18 protein-coding genes and 2 pseudogenes are annotated in these 17,879 nt (G+C 70.5%); 12 read left to right on the plus strand and 8 right to left on the minus strand.

Annotated elements, in window-relative coordinates:
• Positions 1-279 precede the first annotated feature (279 nt).
• On the plus strand, positions 280-1,950 hold the full coding sequence (locus tag IE237_RS38115; RefSeq protein ID WP_229844011.1) for an FG-GAP repeat domain-containing protein: 1,671 nt from the start codon (positions 280-282) through the stop codon (positions 1,948-1,950).
• Here the strand turns inward: IE237_RS38115 and IE237_RS38120 are convergent.
• Positions 1,942-2,322 (minus strand): annotated as a pseudogene (locus tag IE237_RS38120) (transposase); the annotation flags it as partial. The gene IE237_RS38115 and the pseudogene IE237_RS38120 sit on opposite strands and share 9 nt — an antisense overlap.
• Positions 2,323-2,819: 497 nt before the next feature.
• Between IE237_RS38120 and IE237_RS38125 the strand changes: the two are divergent.
• Positions 2,820-3,173, plus strand: coding sequence for a hypothetical protein (locus IE237_RS38125; protein WP_189806793.1), 354 nt, complete (start codon positions 2,820-2,822; stop codon positions 3,171-3,173).
• Between the two features lie 33 nt (positions 3,174-3,206).
• Here the strand turns inward: IE237_RS38125 and IE237_RS38130 are convergent, their stop codons facing one another.
• A complete protein-coding gene (locus IE237_RS38130) occupies positions 3,207-3,737 on the minus strand; it encodes a hypothetical protein (protein ID WP_189806794.1) in 531 nt (176 codons plus the stop codon).
• A 67-nt stretch (positions 3,738-3,804) separates the two neighbouring features.
• Between IE237_RS38130 and IE237_RS38135 the strand changes: the two genes are divergently transcribed.
• Positions 3,805-4,272 (plus strand): GNAT family N-acetyltransferase, encoded by a 468-nt coding sequence (locus tag IE237_RS38135; RefSeq protein WP_189806795.1) that lies wholly within the window; start codon positions 3,805-3,807, stop codon positions 4,270-4,272.
• A 55-nt stretch (positions 4,273-4,327) separates the two neighbouring features.
• On the opposite strand, the gene IE237_RS38140 is transcribed toward IE237_RS38135, so the two are convergent.
• Positions 4,328-4,480, minus strand: a complete 153-nt coding sequence (locus IE237_RS38140; protein WP_189806796.1) for a hypothetical protein — start codon at positions 4,478-4,480, stop codon at positions 4,328-4,330.
• Positions 4,481-4,607: 127 nt separating this feature from the next.
• On the minus strand, positions 4,608-5,288 hold the full coding sequence (phoU, locus tag IE237_RS38145; RefSeq protein ID WP_189806797.1) for a phosphate signaling complex protein PhoU: 681 nt from the start codon (positions 5,286-5,288) through the stop codon (positions 4,608-4,610).
• Between the two features lie 264 nt (positions 5,289-5,552).
• On the opposite strand from phoU, the gene phoR reads away from it, so the two are divergent.
• From phoR to IE237_RS41825, 3 genes and pseudogenes are all read left to right on the plus strand, one after another.
• A complete protein-coding gene (gene phoR, locus IE237_RS38150) occupies positions 5,553-6,782 on the plus strand; it encodes a two-component system sensor histidine kinase PhoR (RefSeq protein ID WP_189806798.1) in 1,230 nt (409 codons plus the stop codon).
• A 5-nt stretch (positions 6,783-6,787) separates the two neighbouring features.
• A complete protein-coding gene (phoP, locus tag IE237_RS38155; protein WP_465270246.1) occupies positions 6,788-7,459 on the plus strand; it encodes a two-component system response regulator PhoP in 672 nt (223 codons plus the stop codon).
• Positions 7,460-7,561: 102 nt separating this feature from the next.
• Positions 7,562-7,633, plus strand: a pseudogene (locus tag IE237_RS41825) (DNA-binding response regulator); the annotation flags it as partial.
• A gap of 69 nt (positions 7,634-7,702) precedes the next feature.
• On the opposite strand, the gene IE237_RS38165 reads toward IE237_RS41825, so the two are convergent.
• Entirely contained in the window at positions 7,703-8,338 is a 636-nt protein-coding gene (locus tag IE237_RS38165; protein ID WP_189806799.1) for a DUF461 domain-containing protein, read from the minus strand.
• Between the two features lie 663 nt (positions 8,339-9,001).
• Here IE237_RS38165 and IE237_RS38170 point away from each other — a divergent pair.
• From IE237_RS38170 to IE237_RS38195, 6 genes are all read left to right on the plus strand, one after another.
• On the plus strand, positions 9,002-9,484 hold the full coding sequence (locus tag IE237_RS38170; protein WP_003953493.1) for a CarD family transcriptional regulator: 483 nt from the start codon (positions 9,002-9,004) through the stop codon (positions 9,482-9,484).
• Between the two features lie 310 nt (positions 9,485-9,794).
• On the plus strand, positions 9,795-10,544 hold the full coding sequence (ispD, locus tag IE237_RS38175) for a 2-C-methyl-D-erythritol 4-phosphate cytidylyltransferase (RefSeq protein WP_189806800.1): 750 nt from the start codon (positions 9,795-9,797) through the stop codon (positions 10,542-10,544).
• Complete coding sequence (gene ispF / locus IE237_RS38180) at positions 10,534-11,034, plus strand: 2-C-methyl-D-erythritol 2,4-cyclodiphosphate synthase (RefSeq protein ID WP_189806801.1); 501 nt, start codon at positions 10,534-10,536, stop codon at positions 11,032-11,034. The genes ispD and ispF overlap by 11 nt, the downstream gene beginning before the upstream one ends.
• Positions 11,035-11,126: 92 nt before the next feature.
• A complete protein-coding gene (cysS, locus tag IE237_RS38185; RefSeq protein ID WP_189806802.1) occupies positions 11,127-12,527 on the plus strand; it encodes a cysteine--tRNA ligase in 1,401 nt (466 codons plus the stop codon).
• A gap of 77 nt (positions 12,528-12,604) precedes the next feature.
• Positions 12,605-13,564, plus strand: coding sequence for a 23S rRNA (guanosine(2251)-2'-O)-methyltransferase RlmB (gene rlmB / locus IE237_RS38190; RefSeq protein ID WP_189806803.1), 960 nt, complete (start codon positions 12,605-12,607; stop codon positions 13,562-13,564).
• A gap of 95 nt (positions 13,565-13,659) precedes the next feature.
• A complete protein-coding gene (locus IE237_RS38195) occupies positions 13,660-15,231 on the plus strand; it encodes a DoxX family membrane protein (RefSeq protein ID WP_189806804.1) in 1,572 nt (523 codons plus the stop codon).
• Positions 15,232-15,297: 66 nt separating this feature from the next.
• On the opposite strand, the gene IE237_RS38200 is transcribed toward IE237_RS38195, so the two are convergent.
• The 3 genes from IE237_RS38200 to IE237_RS38210 form a co-directional block, all read right to left on the minus strand.
• Complete coding sequence (locus IE237_RS38200; RefSeq protein WP_189806805.1) at positions 15,298-16,014, minus strand: nucleotidyltransferase family protein; 717 nt, start codon at positions 16,012-16,014, stop codon at positions 15,298-15,300.
• A gap of 37 nt (positions 16,015-16,051) precedes the next feature.
• Positions 16,052-16,462 carry a hypothetical protein gene (locus tag IE237_RS38205; protein WP_189806806.1) on the minus strand — a complete coding sequence of 137 codons (411 nt, stop codon included), beginning with the start codon at positions 16,460-16,462 and terminating at the stop codon, positions 16,052-16,054.
• Between the two features lie 207 nt (positions 16,463-16,669).
• Complete coding sequence (locus tag IE237_RS38210; protein WP_189806807.1) at positions 16,670-17,767, minus strand: ABC transporter ATP-binding protein; 1,098 nt, start codon at positions 17,765-17,767, stop codon at positions 16,670-16,672.
• Between the last annotated feature and the right edge of the window lie 112 nt (positions 17,768-17,879).

Genomic DNA, 17,879 nt, shown 5'->3' on the forward strand with positions numbered 1-17,879 from the left:
CCTGGTGGTGGCCGGCCGTGGTGTTCGCTGCTGGCCGACCGGGTGCTGGTGGTGGCCGTGTACTACCGCACGAAGCTCACGATGAGGCAGCTTGCGCCAAGTATCGCCTCAGGCGCGAGCCCGCTGCGGCCGGTGGTGGAGGACACGACCGCCAAACGGCGGGCGTGTGCCTTCGCCTTGCAGGTCCGTAAGGGGGCCCTCGAGCCGCTCTGGTGTCGGAGGCGGGAGATACACTCCCGCTCACATCCAGGGGGACGCATTCCGCGTGGAAATCCGGTCATGCGCCTTGGCCCCGGTGCCTGTCATTTCGTTCCCCAGGGGGGGGATCTTTTGCGTTCCGCTTCTTCTTGGCGCTGGCGTCGTGCCGTCCTGTCGTGCACCGCGCTCGCTGCCTGCGCCGGCATGGTGATGTCGACCGCTGCGGCAGCTGCCCAGCCGACACCACCCTCGTCGGCCGAGTTCGCCACCGAACAGGCCGCACCGTCGGCGCTGTTCGACCTGAACGGCGACGGTTTCAACGAGCTGCTCTACCGCGGTGTGGACGGAGAACTTCACTCGAGCTCAACCGATAGGGGCCCGTACGAGCTGTATCCCGGCAGCACGATAGACATCGTGCCGATCGGCGATCAGGGCGGCCTCTACCCTGGCGAGCCCGAGCTCCTCACGGTGTCGGAGGACGGCCAGCTCACACTCCTTGAAGACGCCTATCACTACGGTGTCCGGGCCAAGCACCTTGTGGGGGGCGGCTGGCAGGTCTACAACAAGGTCGTATCACCGGGTGACGTGAACGGTGACGGGCTCGCAGATGTGGTCGCGCGTACGCGCGACGGTCAGTTGTATCTGTACCTGGCCACAGGAACGCTGTGGAAGCCGCTCGGAACCAGGATCAGTATCGGTGGCGGATGGGGCATCTACGATCAGGTCGTCGGTGCGGGTGACGCCAACGGGGATGGCCGGGGTGATCTCTACGCCCGCGACTACAGCGGCGTGCTCTGGTTCTACGCCGGTACGGGCAACACTGCCAAGCCGTTTGCCACGCGTAAATCCGTCGGCCGTGGCTGGAACATCTACAACCAGGTCATGCCCTCCGGCGGAGGAGGCCTGTGGGCCCGGGACGACTCCGGCACGCTCTACTCGTACGCTCCCAGCGGGAACGGCACCCTGGCTTCTCGTCAACAGAAGGGGGCCGCAGGCGAGTGGGTCGGCGTCACGCAGTTCGCGGGCTCCGGCAGCATCTCCCACACGGGTAAGGACGAGGTCCTGGCGACCACCCCCGGCGGCTCGGCGTACTGGTACGAGACCAGCACCACCGGAAAACTGGCGCCACGCACGCTCTATGGCGAAGAGGGCATGTGGAAAGGCTTCCCTTACTTCAGCGCGTCCTCCATAGGCACCGACAACGTGTCCGACGTGCTTCTCGTCTGGGACGACCGTCTCACCATCGACAACTACTACATCGGCAGTGGTTGGAGTATCTACAACCACATCGTCGGCCCGGGGGACGTGAGCGGAGACGGTCGGGGGGACCTCCTGGCACGCGATCGTTCCGGCGCCCTGTACCTGTACCAGCGCAAGCCCTCGTTGCCGTTCGAACCCCGCATCCGGGTCGGCACGGGCTGGGGAGTCTACAACGCGATTGTCGGCTCGGGTGATTACACCGGCGACGGACGCAAGGACCTTCTCGCACGGACCACCAATGGCGACCTGTACCTCTACGCCGGCACCGGGAAGGCAACGGCGCCGTTCAAGAGCCGCGTCAAGATCGGCACCGGCTGGAACATCTACAAACGTCTTGTGGCTCCCGGCGATCTGAACTCCGACGGCAAGGGTGACCTGCTCGGCGTCACCGCCACCGGCGAGCTCTACCGCTACCTGAACACCAGCCCGTCGAAGTTCTCGACCCGTATGAAGATCGGTTCCGGCTTCCAGATCTACAACTCGATGACCTGATCGCCCTTCCACATAGCGGTGCTGCGGTGAGGTGTGGGCGTTGGGCCGCCGCCAGAACGTGATGTCGACGGCCAGGACTAACCGGCCGTCGGCGGCATGCGTCAGCGGCACCGAGGCCAGGGCCTGCCGCATCCGGCTGGCGTCGACCCGGCCTTCGGCGAGCGCGGCGTAGAGCCCTTCGTGCCCGCGGCGGTGTTCGCCCACCAGCGACAGTTCGGCCAGCGATTTCACGGGTCCGTCCCCGCACAGAACCGCTTCCGGCAGCTCGAGCAGGGTGTCCGAACGGGCGTCGAGACAGCAGTCGAACTCGCCCCGGAGGCATGACAGTTCGGCTGGCAGCTCTCGTCGGGCATCGTGATGCTGCGGGCTCATCCTCACAGCCTTCGTGCTGGATGTGTGCGTTCCTTGGTGGGAGCGCATGTTCAGACGAAGGCCGCTTCCACGTAAGGCGGTTACGAACCGAGTGATCAAGTACGACGCACTGTTCGGCGGCGCACGTTAAAGATCAAGTTGGCGCTAGCAGCCATGGCGGGCCCGGGGCTGGGCCCTCTCTGGGCCCTCCGAGGGTGACCGGCGACGACCAACAATGACCAACAACAACCGCTCGACCACGGGTCACTTGGGGTGCGCGACCCTCTGGCCAGGGGTGGAAGACGGGCCCGCCAGACCCAGGGCAAGAAGTAACCCTGACCCACGAACGAGCCCCCGCCCCGCCGGTCTCCGGCGCGGCGGGGGCTTCTGCGTGCCCTGCCTCTCGGCCGGAAGGGTGAGGGCGAAACCTTCCGGCTGCGGTGCGCCGCTTACGGGGTGGGGGTGGGGGTTACGGGTGGGGGTGACCTTGGTCGTCCTCACCGAAACGAGAACCCCCCGTGCGTCTCCGCCACTCCGTCGCCGCCGTCTGCGGCGCACTCGCCCTCACCGCCGCCCTGGCCTCCCCCGCCCACGCCGCCACCGGCGAGTTCCACTATCGGTTCGTCGGGATCAGCGGCGACCCGCAGTCGGCCACGCTGCTCGACCCGGCGAGCGGTGAGTGCGTCACCATCCCCGAGGCCGCCGACCCGGGCGCCTCCGAGCCCGCGTTCGCGCCGCACAACGACACGGACGAGTTCGCGATCGTCTTCACGGAGCCCGACTGCTCGGGCGACTCCTGGACCCTCCGCCCCCACGGCCGCCCCGCCACCGACCGGCTGAAGCTGCGTTCGGTGGTGTTCCTCCGGCCGTAGCGGGGATCGGCGGGCTTCCCCGGAGATCTCTCCTCAGAGATCCGCGCACGCGTGCGCGCGGAAGTCCGCCACCGTCGTCGTCCGCACCTCGTCGCCCACCGAGTAGGAGACCTGGTCCGGGGTCAGCTTCTTCAGGTCCGCCAGGGTGAAGGTGTGGTGCGACGTCGCCCAGGAGTTGTCGTCGCTCGTGCCCTGGAGGGTGTAGCGCCGGCCCGGCTCCAGGGCGTGCGGGGGCGCGTCCGGTGTCCAGAAGTTGGTGGCGGTGTCGAAGCCGGGAGGGACGGTCAGGGGCCAGCTCGTGTAGCCGCCGACGGGCGTCGCCGAGGCCCAGGAGTCCGTGTACTCCGGTTCCTCCTCCGCCGCGTCCTTCGCGTCCGCGTCGACGTCTGCCTCCGGGTAGAGCACAGCCCCGTCGATCCGGTCGTGGCACACGAGGATCACCCCCAGCGGTTCCCCCTCCGCGGTCACCGTGACGCCCGTGAAGCCGGCGACCGGGACGGTGCAGCCGGTGAGGGCGAAGAGGGCGGATGCGGTCAGGAGTACGCGGCGCTGCAAGGTCGTCATGGGCCTCATCCTGGCCCGGTCCGATAATCACCGGCGGCGCGCGCGGACAATCGTTACCGTCCTGCACATGAGCACGTCACTCCGCCTGGAGCCGGTCACCCCCGCCACCATCGACGCCGCACTCGACCTGCGCGTCCACCCCCATCAGGAGCGCAACGTCGCCCCCGTCGTGCGCTCCCTCGCCGAGGCCTACGCCTTCGGGGAGAACGCCTGGCCGCGGCTGATCTTCGACGGCGACGAGCTCGTCGGCTTCCTGATGGCCTTCCTCGACATTCCGTGGAACGAGCAGCAGGACCCCACCGACCGCCGCAGCGGCCTCTGGCGCCTCAACATCGCCGCCGACGGACAGGGCAAGGGGTACGGACGCTTCGCCGTCGAGGCCGTACGCGACGAACTGCGCCGCCGCGGCGAGCAGCGCCTCTACGTGACCTGGGAGCCCGGCGAGGACGGGCCCGGTGCCTTCTACGACAAGCTCGGCTTCCGCACGACCGGCGAGGTCAGCGGCGGTCAGACCGTCGGCGTGCTCGACATCTAGGGGGATGGGGAGGGGGTGGGGGTGCGGCTGGCGCACCCCCACCCCCTCTCGCCGGTCAGCCCGAGCAGCCCCCGCACTGGCACGGGGAGCCCGACTGGCAGCCGCAGCCGCAGCCCGAGCCGCAGCCGCAGGCGCCGAGCACCGGCAGGAACACCGCCTCGCGCGGCGCCTCCGCTCCGGATCCGGTCGTCATGGGGGATTCGGCCATGGGGGTCCCTCCCTTTCGAGGCGCGCATCGCCTCCCCCCATTGCATGCCCACTCGGACCGGCGCATCAACGGCGCATCGGCGCCCGTGCGCTCGGGGCCCGCTCGGCCCCGATGCGCCGGACCGGCGCTACGCGCCCTCCACCGGCGCGTCCGCCGCCTGCAGCTCGTCCGCGTGCTCACCCGTCACCAGGTACACGACGCGCTTCGCCACCGACACCGCGTGGTCCGCGAACCGCTCGTAGTACCGGCCCAGCAGCGTCACGTCCACGGCCGTCTCGATGCCGTGCTTCCAGCGGTCGTCCATCAGGTGCTGGAAGAGCGTCCGGTGCAGCAGGTCCATCTCGTCGTCGTCCTGCTCCAGCTGGAGCGCCAGGTCGACGTCCTTCGTGATGATGACCTCCGCCGCCTTCGCCATCAGGCGCTGCGCCAGCTGACCCATCTCCAGGATGGTCGCGTGCAGGTCCCGCGGCACCGCCGTCTCCGGGAACCGCAGCCGCGCCAGCTTCGCCACGTGCTGCGCCAGGTCGCCGGAGCGCTCCAGGTCGGCGCTCATCCGCAGCGAGGTCACCACGATCCGCAGGTCCGTCGCCACCGGCTGCTGCCGGGCGAGCAGCGCTATCGCCCGTGCCTCCAGGTCGTGCTGGAGGTCGTCGACCTTCTGGTCCGCCGCGATCACGCTCTCCGCGAGCTTGAGGTCCGCGTCGAGCATCGCCGTCGTGGCGCGCCCGATCGCCGACCCGACGAGCCGGGCCATCTCGACCAGGCTCTCACCGATCGAGTCCAGTTCCTCGTGGTACGCGTCCCGCATGGTGTCCCTCTCTACGCAAAACTCCGGGGTCCGGGTGGGGCTTCGGACCCCCACGCTCCCACGTTCGGCCCCCTGTGCGTCCGGTTCCACCCCCTGATGTGAACCGGCACTTTCCCCCAGGTGAACTCTGGGCGACACGCGCCACCCGGGCCGCCAGGGCAAATGAACCAACCGCATCTCCACGGTGAACTCTGGGCGACGACTGTTCGAGGAGCCACTCGGACGGCTGGGAGAGTGTCCGTGAGCCCGCATAACCTTGGAGGCATGGACGTGAACGCGGCGGTCGCCGCATTGGCAGCGATCGCCGGCGTGTGCACCGGCGTGATCGCCATGCTGGCGTTCCGCTGGAGCGAACGCGACCAGGCGCGACCGACCCGTACCTCGCTGCACACCGACGCCGTGCTCCCGCCCGGCGTCGACACCGTGCTCTCCGTACTGCGCTCCTCCGCGGTCGTTCTCGACGAGAGCGACTCCGTGGTGAAGGCCAGCTCGGCGGCGTACGCGCTCGGCCTGGTCCGGGGCGGCAAGCTGGCCGTCGAACCCATGCTCAACATGGCCCGTGACACCCGCCGCGACGGGGAGATACGGCAGGTCGAGCTGGACCTGGCCCGGCGCGGCACCGGACGCGGCGAGGCCCTCGCCGTCTCCGCCCGGGTCGCCCCGCTGGGCTCGCGGCTCGTGCTGCTCCTGGTCGAGGACCTCACCGAGGCCCGCCGCATCGAAGCGGTACGGCGCGACTTCGTCGCCAACGTGAGCCATGAGCTCAAGACTCCCGTGGGCGCGCTCTCGCTGCTCTCCGAGGCGGTCATGGACGCCTCGGACGACCCCGAGGCGGTCACCCGCTTCGCCGGCCGGATGCAGATCGAGGCGACCCGCCTCACCAACCTCGTACAGGAGCTCATCGACCTCTCCCGCGTGCAGAACGACGACCCGCTGGAGGACTCCGAGCCGGTGTCCGTGGACGAGCTCGTCGCCGAGGCGATCGACCGCTCCCGGCAGCCCGCCTCCACCAAGCAGATCACCATGGTCTCCGGCGGTTCCGCCGACCTGTACGTGTGGGGCAGCCGGGGCCAGCTCGCGGCGGCCCTGGGCAACCTCGTCGAGAACGCCGTCAACTACTCACCGGCCCGTACGCGCGTGGGCATCGCCGCCCGTCGCGTCGCCGCGCCCGCCGGCGACGTGATCGAGATAGCCGTGACCGACCAGGGCATCGGCATTCCCGACAAGGACAAGGAGCGCGTCTTCGAGCGCTTCTACCGCGTCGACCCGGCCCGTTCCCGTGCCACCGGCGGTACGGGGCTCGGCCTGGCCATCGTCAAGCACGTGGCCGCCTCGCACGGCGGGGAGGTCACCGTCTGGAGCACCGAGGGTCAGGGCTCCACCTTCACCCTGCGGCTGCCCGAGGCGGGCGCCGTACGGGACCGCCGGCCCGCCTCGTCCCCCACCCCAGATCTCATGACCGAACCGCTTCCCGCCCCGGAGGTCCTTCCGTGACCCGAGTGCTCGTCGTCGAGGATGAGGAATCCTTCAGCGACGCCCTGTCGTACATGCTCCGCAAGGAAGGCTTCGAGGTCGCCGTCGCGGCGACCGGGCCCGACGGCCTCGACGAGTTCGAGCGCAACGGAGCCGACCTCGTCCTCCTCGACCTGATGCTTCCGGGTCTGCCCGGTACCGAGGTGTGCCGCCAGCTGCGCGGCCGCTCGAACGTCCCGGTGATCATGGTGACCGCCAAGGACAGTGAGATCGACAAGGTCGTCGGCCTGGAGATAGGAGCCGACGACTACGTGACGAAGCCCTTCTCCTCGCGGGAGCTGGTCGCCCGCATCCGCGCGGTGCTGCGCCGCCGCGGGGAGCCGGAGGAGGTCACCCCGGCGGCCCTGGAGGCCGGCCCGGTCCGCATGGACGTCGACCGCCACGTGGTGACGGTCTCGGGCGGCAAGGTCGACCTGCCCCTGAAGGAGTTCGACCTCCTGGAGATGCTCCTGCGCAACGCGGGCCGCGTGCTGACCCGCATGCAGCTGATCGACCGGGTCTGGGGTGCGGACTACGTGGGCGACACCAAGACCCTCGACGTCCACGTCAAGCGCCTCCGCGCCAAGATCGAACCCGACCCGGGCGCGCCGCGCTACCTGGTGACGGTCCGCGGCCTGGGCTACAAGTTCGAGCCGTAGACCGGCCGGAGCCGAGGCCGCCGGGCGGAGTCCGGCGCAGCGTCCCGAAGCCTGCGAGGCCCCCTGGGGCCGCGCAGTGCGAGGGGCGCGTCCGGGAAGGGGCTCGAACCCGACCCGGGCGCGCCGCGCTACCTGGTGACGGTCCGCGGCCTGGGCCACAAGTTCGAGCCGTAGAGAGTCTTCGGATATACGTCGAAGGGGCGCCCCCCAGGGGGCGCCCCTTCGACGTATATCCGTTCGCCGTCAGTGGCCGGCGGTCGTCGGCTCGCCCGAGGCCGGGGTCTCGGCGCCGTGCTCGGCGCCGTGCTCCGCCTCGCCCGAGGGCGACGCGGTGGCGCTCGGCGTGGCCTCCGGGGGAGCCGGGACGATGCTCGGGCCGAAGTCCTTGAAGTAGCTCTTCGACGGGACGACGAAGGCGCTCAGGCCGACGTCGCCGGTCTTGCTCAGCTTGAAGACGACCTGCTGCGCGTCGCCGTCACGGAGGGCCTGGGCGCCGTTCTCGATCAGGGCGGAGGCGTTGCCCTCGCCGCCGATGACGACGGAGCCGTGGGCCGGGACGACCACCGGGCCGGTGCCCTCGGCGGCCTTCAGCGTCACCGCGGCGCTCATGCCCGGCACGCTGATCGAGTCGATCGTCTGCGGCAGGCTGCCGTTGTTGAAGACGGTCGCCGAGACGGCGGCCGGGCCCTTGGTGCCGGGCAGCGGCTGGGTGATGACCAGTGCGTTCTGGATCTTGACGTCGTCGACCGTGACGGCGGCGTTGTCCGGCCGGATCTCGAGCGTCTGCGCGTCGTTGCCCGCGCCACAGGCGGAGAGCGCGGCGACGGAGAACACGATGGCGGTGGCGGCGAGGGCGCCGCGTCGAAGGCTGCGGCTCACGGCGGCGGCATCTCCTAGGACGTACGGACGGGCGTGGGAACTAAGGGACAGCTAAAGGTGTGTCAGCGCGCTTAGGTTACCGAGCCTCACTCCGCGTCCCGCACCCGACCCGCCCCTAACCGGTCACGGCCGTACCTGGTGGAGCCGGTGGGTGCCCCCGCCGGACCTCCCGCCGCTCACCGCGTGGCCGACCGCGTGGCCGGCGGCGCGGTGGGCGACGTGGCCGGATCACGACCCATTGGCCCGCTGTTCACATAACCGCCTTGATCAATTCGGGGGCACCCCCGCATTCCCCCGAGCCGCCCCCGCGGAAAAGCCCGCGCCGATGTCGGTTGATGTCCACTGATCAATTTCGGGAATCACCCCGACATGCATCCGTACGGGTGGTCGATCCTCGAACGGAGTAGGCGAAGAAGGCCACTCCGAACCCGACAAAACGGGACATCGCCCCTCCCTGGAGGGCCTCCAGGTGTGTGTAACGTGCGCGTTTCTCTCCGTCCACGCAGCCGCTCCGACCTGCGAATACCGCCTTCCGGAAGCCCTCCGCAGCACGTCCGTGTCACCGTTGTCAAGCCCCGAGATATGCCCTGACCTGCGAAAACGCCATTCAGAAGAAGCCGAATCCGTGTTACCCTGGATAGCCACGGAAGGGGTACCTGTCACATGACGTTCAAGGTTGGCGACACCGTGGTCTATCCCCATCACGGGGCCGCGCTGATCGAGGCCATCGAAACTCGCCAGATCAAAGGCGTGGACAAGACCTACTTGGTGCTCAAGGTCGCGCAGGGCGACCTGACGGTTCGTGTGCCGGCGGACAATGCGGAGTTCGTCGGTGTTCGCGACGTGGTCGGTCAGGACGGGCTGGACCGGGTCTTCGAGGTGCTGCGCGCGCCGTACGCCGAAGAGCCGACGAACTGGTCCCGTCGCTACAAGGCAAATCTCGAGAAGCTCGCCTCCGGCGATGTCATCAAGGTCGCCGAAGTGGTGCGCGACCTGTGGCGTCGTGAGCGCGAGCGCGGACTTTCCGCAGGTGAGAAGCGCATGCTTGCCAAGGCTCGTCAGATCCTGGTGAGCGAGCTGGCCCTCGCGGAGAACACGAACGAGGACAAGGCCGAGGCTCTCCTCGACGAGGTCCTCGCGTCCTGAGCCGCGTTTCCAAGTGAAGCAGTGAAGCGATGCCGCGGTGCCCGCTGGCGTGCTGTGATCCACACAGTGCTGTCGTCGGGCGCTGCGGCATATCCGCGTCGTCCCGTTTCGCGTACGTTCGCGGACCGTACGCGCGACCGCACCACTGAAGTAACCCGCACCCCCTGAACTTCTCTACGCCCGAACCCCTGTGCCCACGCGGCCACGCCTCGACCGTCGTCACGGAAAGGGCCCGGTCAAGGCGGTGCGTCCGGCACGGTGAGGCCATACCCATGTCGGCCGCGGAAACAAACCTGCCGGAGTGCAACCGATGTCAGACGAAGTGCGTCCTAGCCGTACCGCCGTGGTGATCCCGGCCGCAGGGCGGGGCGTACGCCTCGGCCCCGGCGCCCCCAAGGCGCTTCGCGCGCTGAACGGCACCCCCATGCTCATCCACGCCGTCCGCGCGATGGCCGCCTCCCGCGCGGTCTCGCTCGTCGTCGTGGTCGCCCCCTCCGACGGCGCCGCCGAGGTCAAGAACCTCCTCGACGCCCACGCCCTGCCCGAGCGGACCGACTACCTCGTCGTCCCCGGCGGCGACACCCGCCAGGAGTCCGTGCACCTCGGCCTCAAGGCGCTCCCCGAGGGCATCACCACGGTCCTCGTCCACGACGCGGCCCGCCCGCTGGTGCCCGTCGACACCGTGGACGCCGTCATCGAGGCCGTACGGGACGGGGCCGTCGCCGTCGTCCCCGCGCTGCCCGTCGCCGACACCGTCAAGGAGGTCGAGCCGGCCGAGAAGCCCGGCGACCCCGAGCAGGTCGTCGCCACCCCGGTCCGCGCCCGCCTCCGCGCCGTCCAGACCCCGCAGGGCTTCGACCACGACACCCTGGTCAACGCCCACGCCACCATCGCCCTCACCGGTGACGGCGCCACCGACGACGCCGGCATGGTCGAGCGGCTCGGCGCGCCCGTCGTCGTCGTGCCCGGCCACGAAGAGGCCTTCAAGGTGACCCGCCCCCTCGACCTCGTCCTCGCCGAGGCCGTACTCGCCCGCAGGAGGGCCAACGATGGCTTCTGACCGACCCGTCCTTCCCCGTACCGGCATCGGCACCGACGTCCACGCCTTCGAGAAGGGCCGCGAACTCTGGTGCGCGGGTCTCCTCTGGGAGGGTGAGGAGTACGGCCTCGCCGGGCACTCCGACGGTGACGTCGCCGCCCACGCCGCCTGCGACGCGCTCTTCTCCGCCGCCGGCGTCGGCGACCTCGGCGCCCACTTCGGCACCTCGCGCCCCGAGTGGTCCGGCGCCTCCGGCGTCACCCTGCTCGCCGAGGCCGCCCGGATCGTCCGCGCCGAGGGGTACGAGATCGGGAACATCGCCGTGCAGGTCGTCGGCGTCCGCCCCAAGATCGGCAAGCGGCGCGACGAGGCCCAGAAGGCGCTGAGCGAGGCGGCGGGCGCACCCGTCTCCGTCTCCGGCACCACCACGGACGGCCTCGGCCTCACCGGCCGTGCCGAGGGTCTCGCGGCCCTCGCGACCGCCCTCGTCTACCCCGTGGGCGCCCCGTAGGGCTCCCGTGGTGCGCCGGGCGCGGTGAAAAACGTCATCGGTGACCCCGATCAGGTCGCAGGGCACTACCACACGCCCACTACTCTGGAGTGGTGACTATTCGCCTGTACGACACCAGCGCCCGGCAGATCCGTGACTTCACCCCGCTCACGCCGGGCTGTGTCTCGATCTACCTCTGTGGTGCCACCGTGCAGGCGGCCCCGCACATCGGTCACATCCGGTCGGGGCTGAACTTCGACATCATGCGCCGCTGGTTCGCGTACCGCGGATACGACGTCACGTTCATCCGCAACGTCACCGACATCGACGACAAGATCATCAGGAAGGGCGCCGAGCAGGGCCGCCCCTGGTGGTCCATCGGCTACGAGAACGAGCGCGCGTTCAACGCCGGTTACGAGGCCCTCGGTTGCCTCCCGCCGACCTACGAGCCCCGCGCCACCGGTCACGTCCCCGAGATGATCGAGATGATGCGGGGTCTGATCGAGCGCGGCCACGCCTACGAGGCGGACGGCAGCGTCTACTTCGACGTGCGCTCCTTCCCGGGGTACCTGGAGCTCTCCAACCAGGACATCGACGACCTCCGCCAGCCCGCCGAGGACGGCATCACCGGCAAGCGCGACCCGCGCGACTTCGCCATGTGGAAGGCGACCAAGCCGGGCGAGCCCGACTGGGAGACCCCGTGGGGCCGCGGCCGTCCCGGCTGGCACCTGGAGTGCTCGGCCATGGCCCACAAGTACCTGGGCTCCGCCTTCGACATCCACGGCGGCGGCCTCGACCTGATCTTCCCGCACCACGAGAACGAGATCGCCCAGGCCAAGGCCTTCGGCGACGAGTTCGCCCGGTACTGGGTGCACAACGCCTGGGTCACCATGAGCGGCGAGAAGATGTCGAAGTCGCTCGGCAACAGCGTGCTGGTGTCCGAGATGGTGAAGAACTGGCGCCCCATCGTCCTCCGCTACTACCTGGGCACCCCGCACTACCGCTCGATGATCGAGTACAGCGAGGAGTCCCTGCGCGAGGCCGAGTCGGCGTTCGCCCGCATCGAGGGCTTCGTCCAGCGCGCCACCGAGAAGGCCGGGACGACCGTCGCCCCCGCCGCCGAGGTGCCGCCGGCCTTCGCCGAGGCCATGGACGACGACCTGGGCGTGCCGCACGCGCTGGCGATCATCCACACCACCGTCCGCCAGGGCAACAGCGCCCTCGCCGCGGACGACAAGGACGAGGCCATCGCCCGCCTCGCCGAGGTCCGCGCCATGCTCGGCGTCCTCGGCCTGGACCCGCTCGACCCGCACTGGGCCGAGGAGACCGGTGGCGGCGAGGAGCTCCACGGCGCCGTCGACACCCTCGTACGTCTCGTGCTCCAGCAGCGCGAGTCGGCGCGCGAGCGCAAGGACTGGGCGACCGCGGACGCGATCCGCGACCAGCTCAACCAGTCCGGCCTCGCCATCGAGGACAGCCCCGACGGCCCCCGCTGGACGCTGGGCAACCGTTAGAAGACGTGCCGCTCGGGCCTCCGGGCGGCACACTTCAGTTACAGACCTACGTACGCAACACCGAGGATTAGGTAGTCATGGCCGGGAACAGCCAGCGCAGGAACCGTCGGACGTCCAACAAGAAGGGTGCGACGGTCGGCAGCGGTGGCCAGCGGCGCAAGGGCCTCGAAGGCAAGGGCCCGACGCCCAAGGCCGAGGACCGCAAGGGCCACAAGGCGTACCGCGTCTCCAACGCGATGGCCCGGCAGGCGGCCAAGCGCCGTCCCGCGCCCCGCCGCGGCGGCCCCAAGGGCGCCAGCGAGATGGTCGTCGGCCGCAACCCGGTCTTCGAGGCGCTGCGCGACGGCGTGCCCGCCACCACGCTGTACGTGCAGCAGTTCATCGACAACGACGAGCGGGTGCGCGAGGCCCTCCAGCTCGCCGGCGCGCGCGGCAACATCAACCTGATGGAAGCCCCGCGCCCCGAGCTCGACCGCATGACCAACGGGCTGAACCACCAGGGTCTGGTCCTCGTGGTCCCGCCGTACGAGTACGCGCACCCGGAGGACCTCACCGCCGCGGCCTACGACGAGCACGAGGAGCCGCTGATCGTCGCCCTCGACGGCGTCACCGACCCGCGCAACCTCGGCGCGATCGTCCGCTCCGTCTCCGCCTTCGCGGGCCACGGCGTGGTCATCCCCGAGCGCCGCGCCGCCGGTATGACCGCCGGTGCCTGGAAGACCTCCGCCGGCACCGCCGCGCGCACCCCGGTCGCCCGCGTCACCAACCTGACCCGCGCTCTGCAGGAGTACAAGAAGGCCGGCATCGCCGTCGTCGGCCTCGCCGCCGAGGGCACGCACGAGGTGCAGGACCTGGAGGCGCTCGGCGGCCCGGTCGTCATCGTCGTCGGCTCCGAGGGCAAGGGTCTCTCCCGCCTCGTCGGCGAGACCTGCGACTTCCTCGTCCGCATCCCGATGCCGGGCGGCGCCGAGTCGCTCAACGCCGGTGTCGCCGCCGGTGTCGTGCTCTACGAGGCGGCCCGCCGCCGCATGGGCTGACCCGAACGAGGGACGCGCCCCGGCCGTGATCTTGACGGGCCTCGGACATTTGGCAACCGTCAAGGCAGTGTCCTAACCGCACATCACTCGGTTAGATGAGTGTGGACACCAGAACGCCCCGGCCGGGGTTCGACGATCAGCCCGCGCTGAGCATGGTCAAAGTGGATTCCGATCCCGCCCAGGTGATCGTGAACCACGCCAGCTTCCGTGTGCGGCTCGCGCCGGCCCCGCAGCCCAAGTTCGGCGCCGGTGCCCGCACCGCCGCCCTCGCCGGAGCCGCCGCAGCCGCGGCGGGCGGCCCGCGCCGTCGCCCCGTGGTGTGGACCGGGAAGTCCACGCCGGGCGCGACCGGCCTGCTCCAGGCCGTGCGCGAGTCGTCCGTCTCCACGCTCGAACCGGCCGTCGGCCGCGGCGGCCACGACCTCGGCAGCACCCAGGCCATCCCGCGCATCGACACCACGATGCCCACGCCCGTGGTGCCCTCCGAGGCCGCCCCGCTGCTGCCGCCGATGCGCCGCGCCGAGGGCGCCTACGACGAGCTGTACGACCTGAGGCCCGAGCCCACCGAGCCGTACGAGAGCGACGCGCCGCACGGCCGGGCCGCCCAGCGGCACGGGCAGGACAACGTCCGGCACGCCTACTACCCCGGCCGCCGGATGAACCTCGGCGTCGTCCTCCTCCCGCTCCGCGTCTTCCTCGGCTTCATCTCCATCTACGCGGGCATGGGCAAGCTCTGCGACCCCGTCTACTTCGACGGCGGCGAGCGCGGCTCCATGGTGAAGTGGCTCAACTCCCTCCACCCCTGGGCCCTCGCCGAACCCCTGCGGGACTTCGCCCTCCAGCACCCCGTCGGCGCCGGACTCACCGTCGCCTTCCTCCAGGTCGTCGTCGGCGTCCTCACCGTCCTCGGACTCTGGCAGCGCGTCGCCGCCGTCGTCGGCGGGCTGCTCTCCGCCGCCCTCCTCCTGACGGTCAGCTGGAAGACCGTCCCGGTCTACGACTCCGCCGACATCATCTACCTCGCCGCCTGGTCGCCGCTGATCATCGCCGGCGCCCCGGTCTACTCCCTCGACGGCCGCCTCGCCGGCGAGGCCTGGCGCACCCTCGGCCCCCGCGCCGAGCTCTGGGACCTCCGCCGCCGCGTCACCCGCCGCAGCACCCTCCTCGCCGCGGTCGTCGTCGGCCTCACCCTCCTCGTCGGCTCCGTCCTCGGCGGCGCCGTCCGCTCCACCGAGATGGTCACCGTCCCGGGCCCCAACGACGACCCGATCAACCACCTCCCCGGCGAGCCGCTCCCGCAGGAGCCGACCCGCCGCGCCCCCTCGAAGGCCGCCTCCACGGCGCCGAAGCCCGCCGCGACCACCGAGGCTCCCGCGCGGCGCGAGGAGACCCAGGAGGCCGCCCGGCCCACCGAGACGACCCGCGAGTCCACCCGGACCCAGGAGCAGCGCCCGACCGCCACCCAGGGCACGACGAGCACCGGCGGCACCAGCAGCCGTACGCCGACGCAGTCGAAGCCGGCGCCCCCGCCGTCCACGAGCGACAGCCCGGGCGGTGCCGGCGGCACGTCGGGCGGCGGCTCGACCGGCTCCACCAGCACCCCGCCCGAGAGCGGCTCGACGTCGGGCGGCGGCGCCCGGAACCCGATCGGCGGCCTGCTGGGCTGACCCACGGGCACGGGAAAGGGCGGCACCGCTTCTCCGGCGGTGCCGCCCTTCTCGTACGTCCGCCCGTCAGGCCTTCTGGGCGGCCAGCTCCTTGGCCGCCTCCGTCAGGTCCTTGGCGGTGTCGATGGCCCTCCAGTACGCGCCCTGGGGCAGCGGGAAGCCCGCCAGGCGCCGCTCGCGCGCGAGGCGGGGGAAGGTGGTCCGCTCGTGGTCGCCGAGGTCGGGGAGGAGCTCCGTGAAGGCCGCGGAGAAGACGTACACGCCCGCGTTGATGAGGAACGGGGACGGCGGCGCCTCGATGAAGTCGGTGATGTGCCCGAAGGTGTCGGTCTCGACGGCGCCCCACGGGATCCTGGGGCGGGCCAGGGCGAGCGTGGCGAGGGCGTCGCGCTCCGCGTGGAAGGCGGCCATCTCGCGCAGCGAGAAGCGGGTCCAGATGTCGCCGTTGGTGGCGTACCAGGGCTGGTCCGGGGCGGGCAGGTGCGCGGCGGCGTACTTGAGGCCGCCGCCGCGCCCCAGGGGCTCGCTCTCGACGACCGTGGTCACCTTCAGCGGCAGGTTCGCGGAATCCAGCCACTCCTGGAGCACCTCGGCGAGGTGGCCGCAGGAGACGACGGCGTCGGTCACGCCCTCGGCGGCCAGCCAGGAAAGCTGATGGCCGATGATCGGGGTCCCGGTGCCCGGGATCTCGACCATCGGCTTGGGGCGGTCGTCGGTGTACGGGCGGAGCCGTGAGCCCTGGCCGCCCGCCAGGACCACGGCCTGCGTCGGAGTGGTGTGCATACGGGGAACGATAGGCGCCCGGTATGCGTCAGGCCGTTCAGCTCGCGCGCATCACGCCGGTCGCGTACGAGGTGTCGCAGACCGGGCGGGAGAAGGACTGGGCGCGCGAGGGGCCGTAGTGCTCGACGGCGGCGCGGCCGAGGGCGCGGGCGATGGAGAAGCAGTGCTTGGCGAGGGAGGGCCGGTTCTCCACCTCGCGCTGGAGGTGGGTGAGGGCCGTGCCGGGGTCCTTCTCCTGAAGCTCTGCGAGGAGCTGGTCGCGGAGAATATCCTGCGGGGCACGGGACTTGGCCCGGACGGAGACCTCCGTGGAGGACGCCGTCAGCTGGGTGCCGGAGTCCTGGCCGGCCCACGGAACGGCGGACACCGCGAGCGTTCCCGAGAGCACCAGGACGACGGGCAGGACGAGGGCGAGAGAGCGGCCGATTCGGCGGGCAGTGTGCGTCACGCAGGCGAGCGTAGCGGCCGGTAGTGATATGGCGACATTTAGTCACTCTCGCGAGGGATGGTTCGAGGCGGCTTTTCGAATCCCGTGTTGACGCGGGGGCTTCGGCGGGGCCCCGAATGCCGGGGTTTTCCGGGGAAAGCCCGTTTAAACGAACGGCCCCGCATCTGCAACAGATGCGGGGCCGTACGGCAGTGCTCGGGGCCGGTCTCAGTCGCTGAGGCGGGCACCCGTGGAGGTCGAGAAGACGTGCAGCTCGTCGGCGCGCGGCACGACGTGCAGCGTGGAGCCCTTGGAGGGCACGTCACGGCCGCCGACGCGGACCACCAGGTCCTTGTCCTCGCCGCCGACGCGGGTGGAGCCGTACACGAAGCCGTCGGAGCCGAGCTCCTCGACGACGTTGACGGTGACGGCCAGGCCGTCCTTGGACGTCGCGCTCTGCACGTCGAAGTGCTCCGGGCGGACGCCGACGGTGACGGTGGTGTCGCCGGCGGCGGAGGCGGCGGCGATCGCGTCGCGGGTCACCGGCACGACGCTCGTGCCGAACTTCACGCCGCCGTCGACGATCGGGACCTCGATCAGGTTCATGGCCGGGGAGCCGATGAAGCCTGCGACGAAGAGGTTGGCGGGCTTGTCGTACATGTTGCGCGGCGAGTCGACCTGCTGGAGCAGACCGTCCTTCAGGACGGCGACGCGGTCGCCCATGGTGAGGGCCTCGGTCTGGTCGTGCGTGACGTAGACCGTGGTGATGCCCAGCCGGCGCTGGAGGCCCGCGATCTGCGTACGGGTCGAGACGCGGAGCTTGGCGTCGAGGTTCGACAGCGGCTCGTCCATGAGGAAGACCTGCGGCTCGCGGACGATGGCGCGGCCCATCGCGACACGCTGACGCTGACCGCCGGAGAGCGCCTTCGGCTTGCGGTCCAGGTACTCGGTGAGGTCGAGGATCTTCGCGGCCTCTTCGACCTTGGCGCGGATCTCGGACTTGTTGACGCCGGCGATCTTGAGGGCGAAGCCCATGTTGTCGGCGACGGTCATGTGCGGGTACAGCGCGTAGTTCTGGAACACCATCGCGATGTCCCGGTCCTTCGGCGGCAGGTGCGTGACGTCGCGGTCACCGATGCGGATGGAGCCGGCGTTGACGTCCTCGAGACCCGCGAGCATGCGCAGGGAGGTCGACTTGCCACAGCCGGAGGGGCCGACGAGAACGAGGAACTCGCCGTCCGCGATCTCGATGTCGAGCTGGTCGACGGAGGGCTTGGTGGCACCCGGGTAGACCCGGGTGGCCTTGTCGAACGTGACGGAAGCCATGGTGATGCGTCCCTTCACCGGCAGGAACGTGCCGGACGATCCGAGTAAAGGAAGGATTGAGGTCTAGTCCACCTGGGTGAACCGCAAGTGACGCTACCTGCCGGTGCCCGAT

The sequence above is a fragment of the Streptomyces tanashiensis genome (assembly GCF_014648895.1).
Classification (GTDB): Bacteria; Actinomycetota; Actinomycetes; order Streptomycetales; family Streptomycetaceae; genus Streptomyces; species Streptomyces tanashiensis.

What these genes read in the sequence shown, in the direction of transcription:
- ispF (WP_189806801.1), top strand. Translation starts at nt 10,534, where the DNA reads ATGGCTTCTGACCGACCCGTCCTTCCCCGTACCGGCATCGGCACCGAC.
- IE237_RS38135 (WP_189806795.1), top strand. Translation starts at nt 3,805, where the DNA reads ATGAGCACGTCACTCCGCCTGGAGCCGGTCACCCCCGCCACCATCGAC.
- rlmB (WP_189806803.1), top strand. Translation starts at nt 12,605, where the DNA reads ATGGCCGGGAACAGCCAGCGCAGGAACCGTCGGACGTCCAACAAGAAG.
- IE237_RS38130 (WP_189806794.1), bottom strand. Translation starts at nt 3,737, where the DNA reads ATGACGACCTTGCAGCGCCGCGTACTCCTGACCGCATCCGCCCTCTTC.
- IE237_RS38210 (WP_189806807.1), bottom strand. Translation starts at nt 17,767, where the DNA reads ATGGCTTCCGTCACGTTCGACAAGGCCACCCGGGTCTACCCGGGTGCC.
- IE237_RS38115 (WP_229844011.1), top strand. Translation starts at nt 280, where the DNA reads ATGCGCCTTGGCCCCGGTGCCTGTCATTTCGTTCCCCAGGGGGGGGAT.
- IE237_RS38140 (WP_189806796.1), bottom strand. Translation starts at nt 4,480, where the DNA reads ATGGCCGAATCCCCCATGACGACCGGATCCGGAGCGGAGGCGCCGCGC.
- phoU (WP_189806797.1), bottom strand. Translation starts at nt 5,288, where the DNA reads ATGCGGGACGCGTACCACGAGGAACTGGACTCGATCGGTGAGAGCCTG.
- phoR (WP_189806798.1), top strand. Translation starts at nt 5,553, where the DNA reads ATGGACGTGAACGCGGCGGTCGCCGCATTGGCAGCGATCGCCGGCGTG.
- IE237_RS38200 (WP_189806805.1), bottom strand. Translation starts at nt 16,014, where the DNA reads ATGCACACCACTCCGACGCAGGCCGTGGTCCTGGCGGGCGGCCAGGGC.
- ispD (WP_189806800.1), top strand. Translation starts at nt 9,795, where the DNA reads ATGTCAGACGAAGTGCGTCCTAGCCGTACCGCCGTGGTGATCCCGGCC.
- IE237_RS38195 (WP_189806804.1), top strand. Translation starts at nt 13,660, where the DNA reads ATGAGTGTGGACACCAGAACGCCCCGGCCGGGGTTCGACGATCAGCCC.
- IE237_RS38170 (WP_003953493.1), top strand. Translation starts at nt 9,002, where the DNA reads ATGACGTTCAAGGTTGGCGACACCGTGGTCTATCCCCATCACGGGGCC.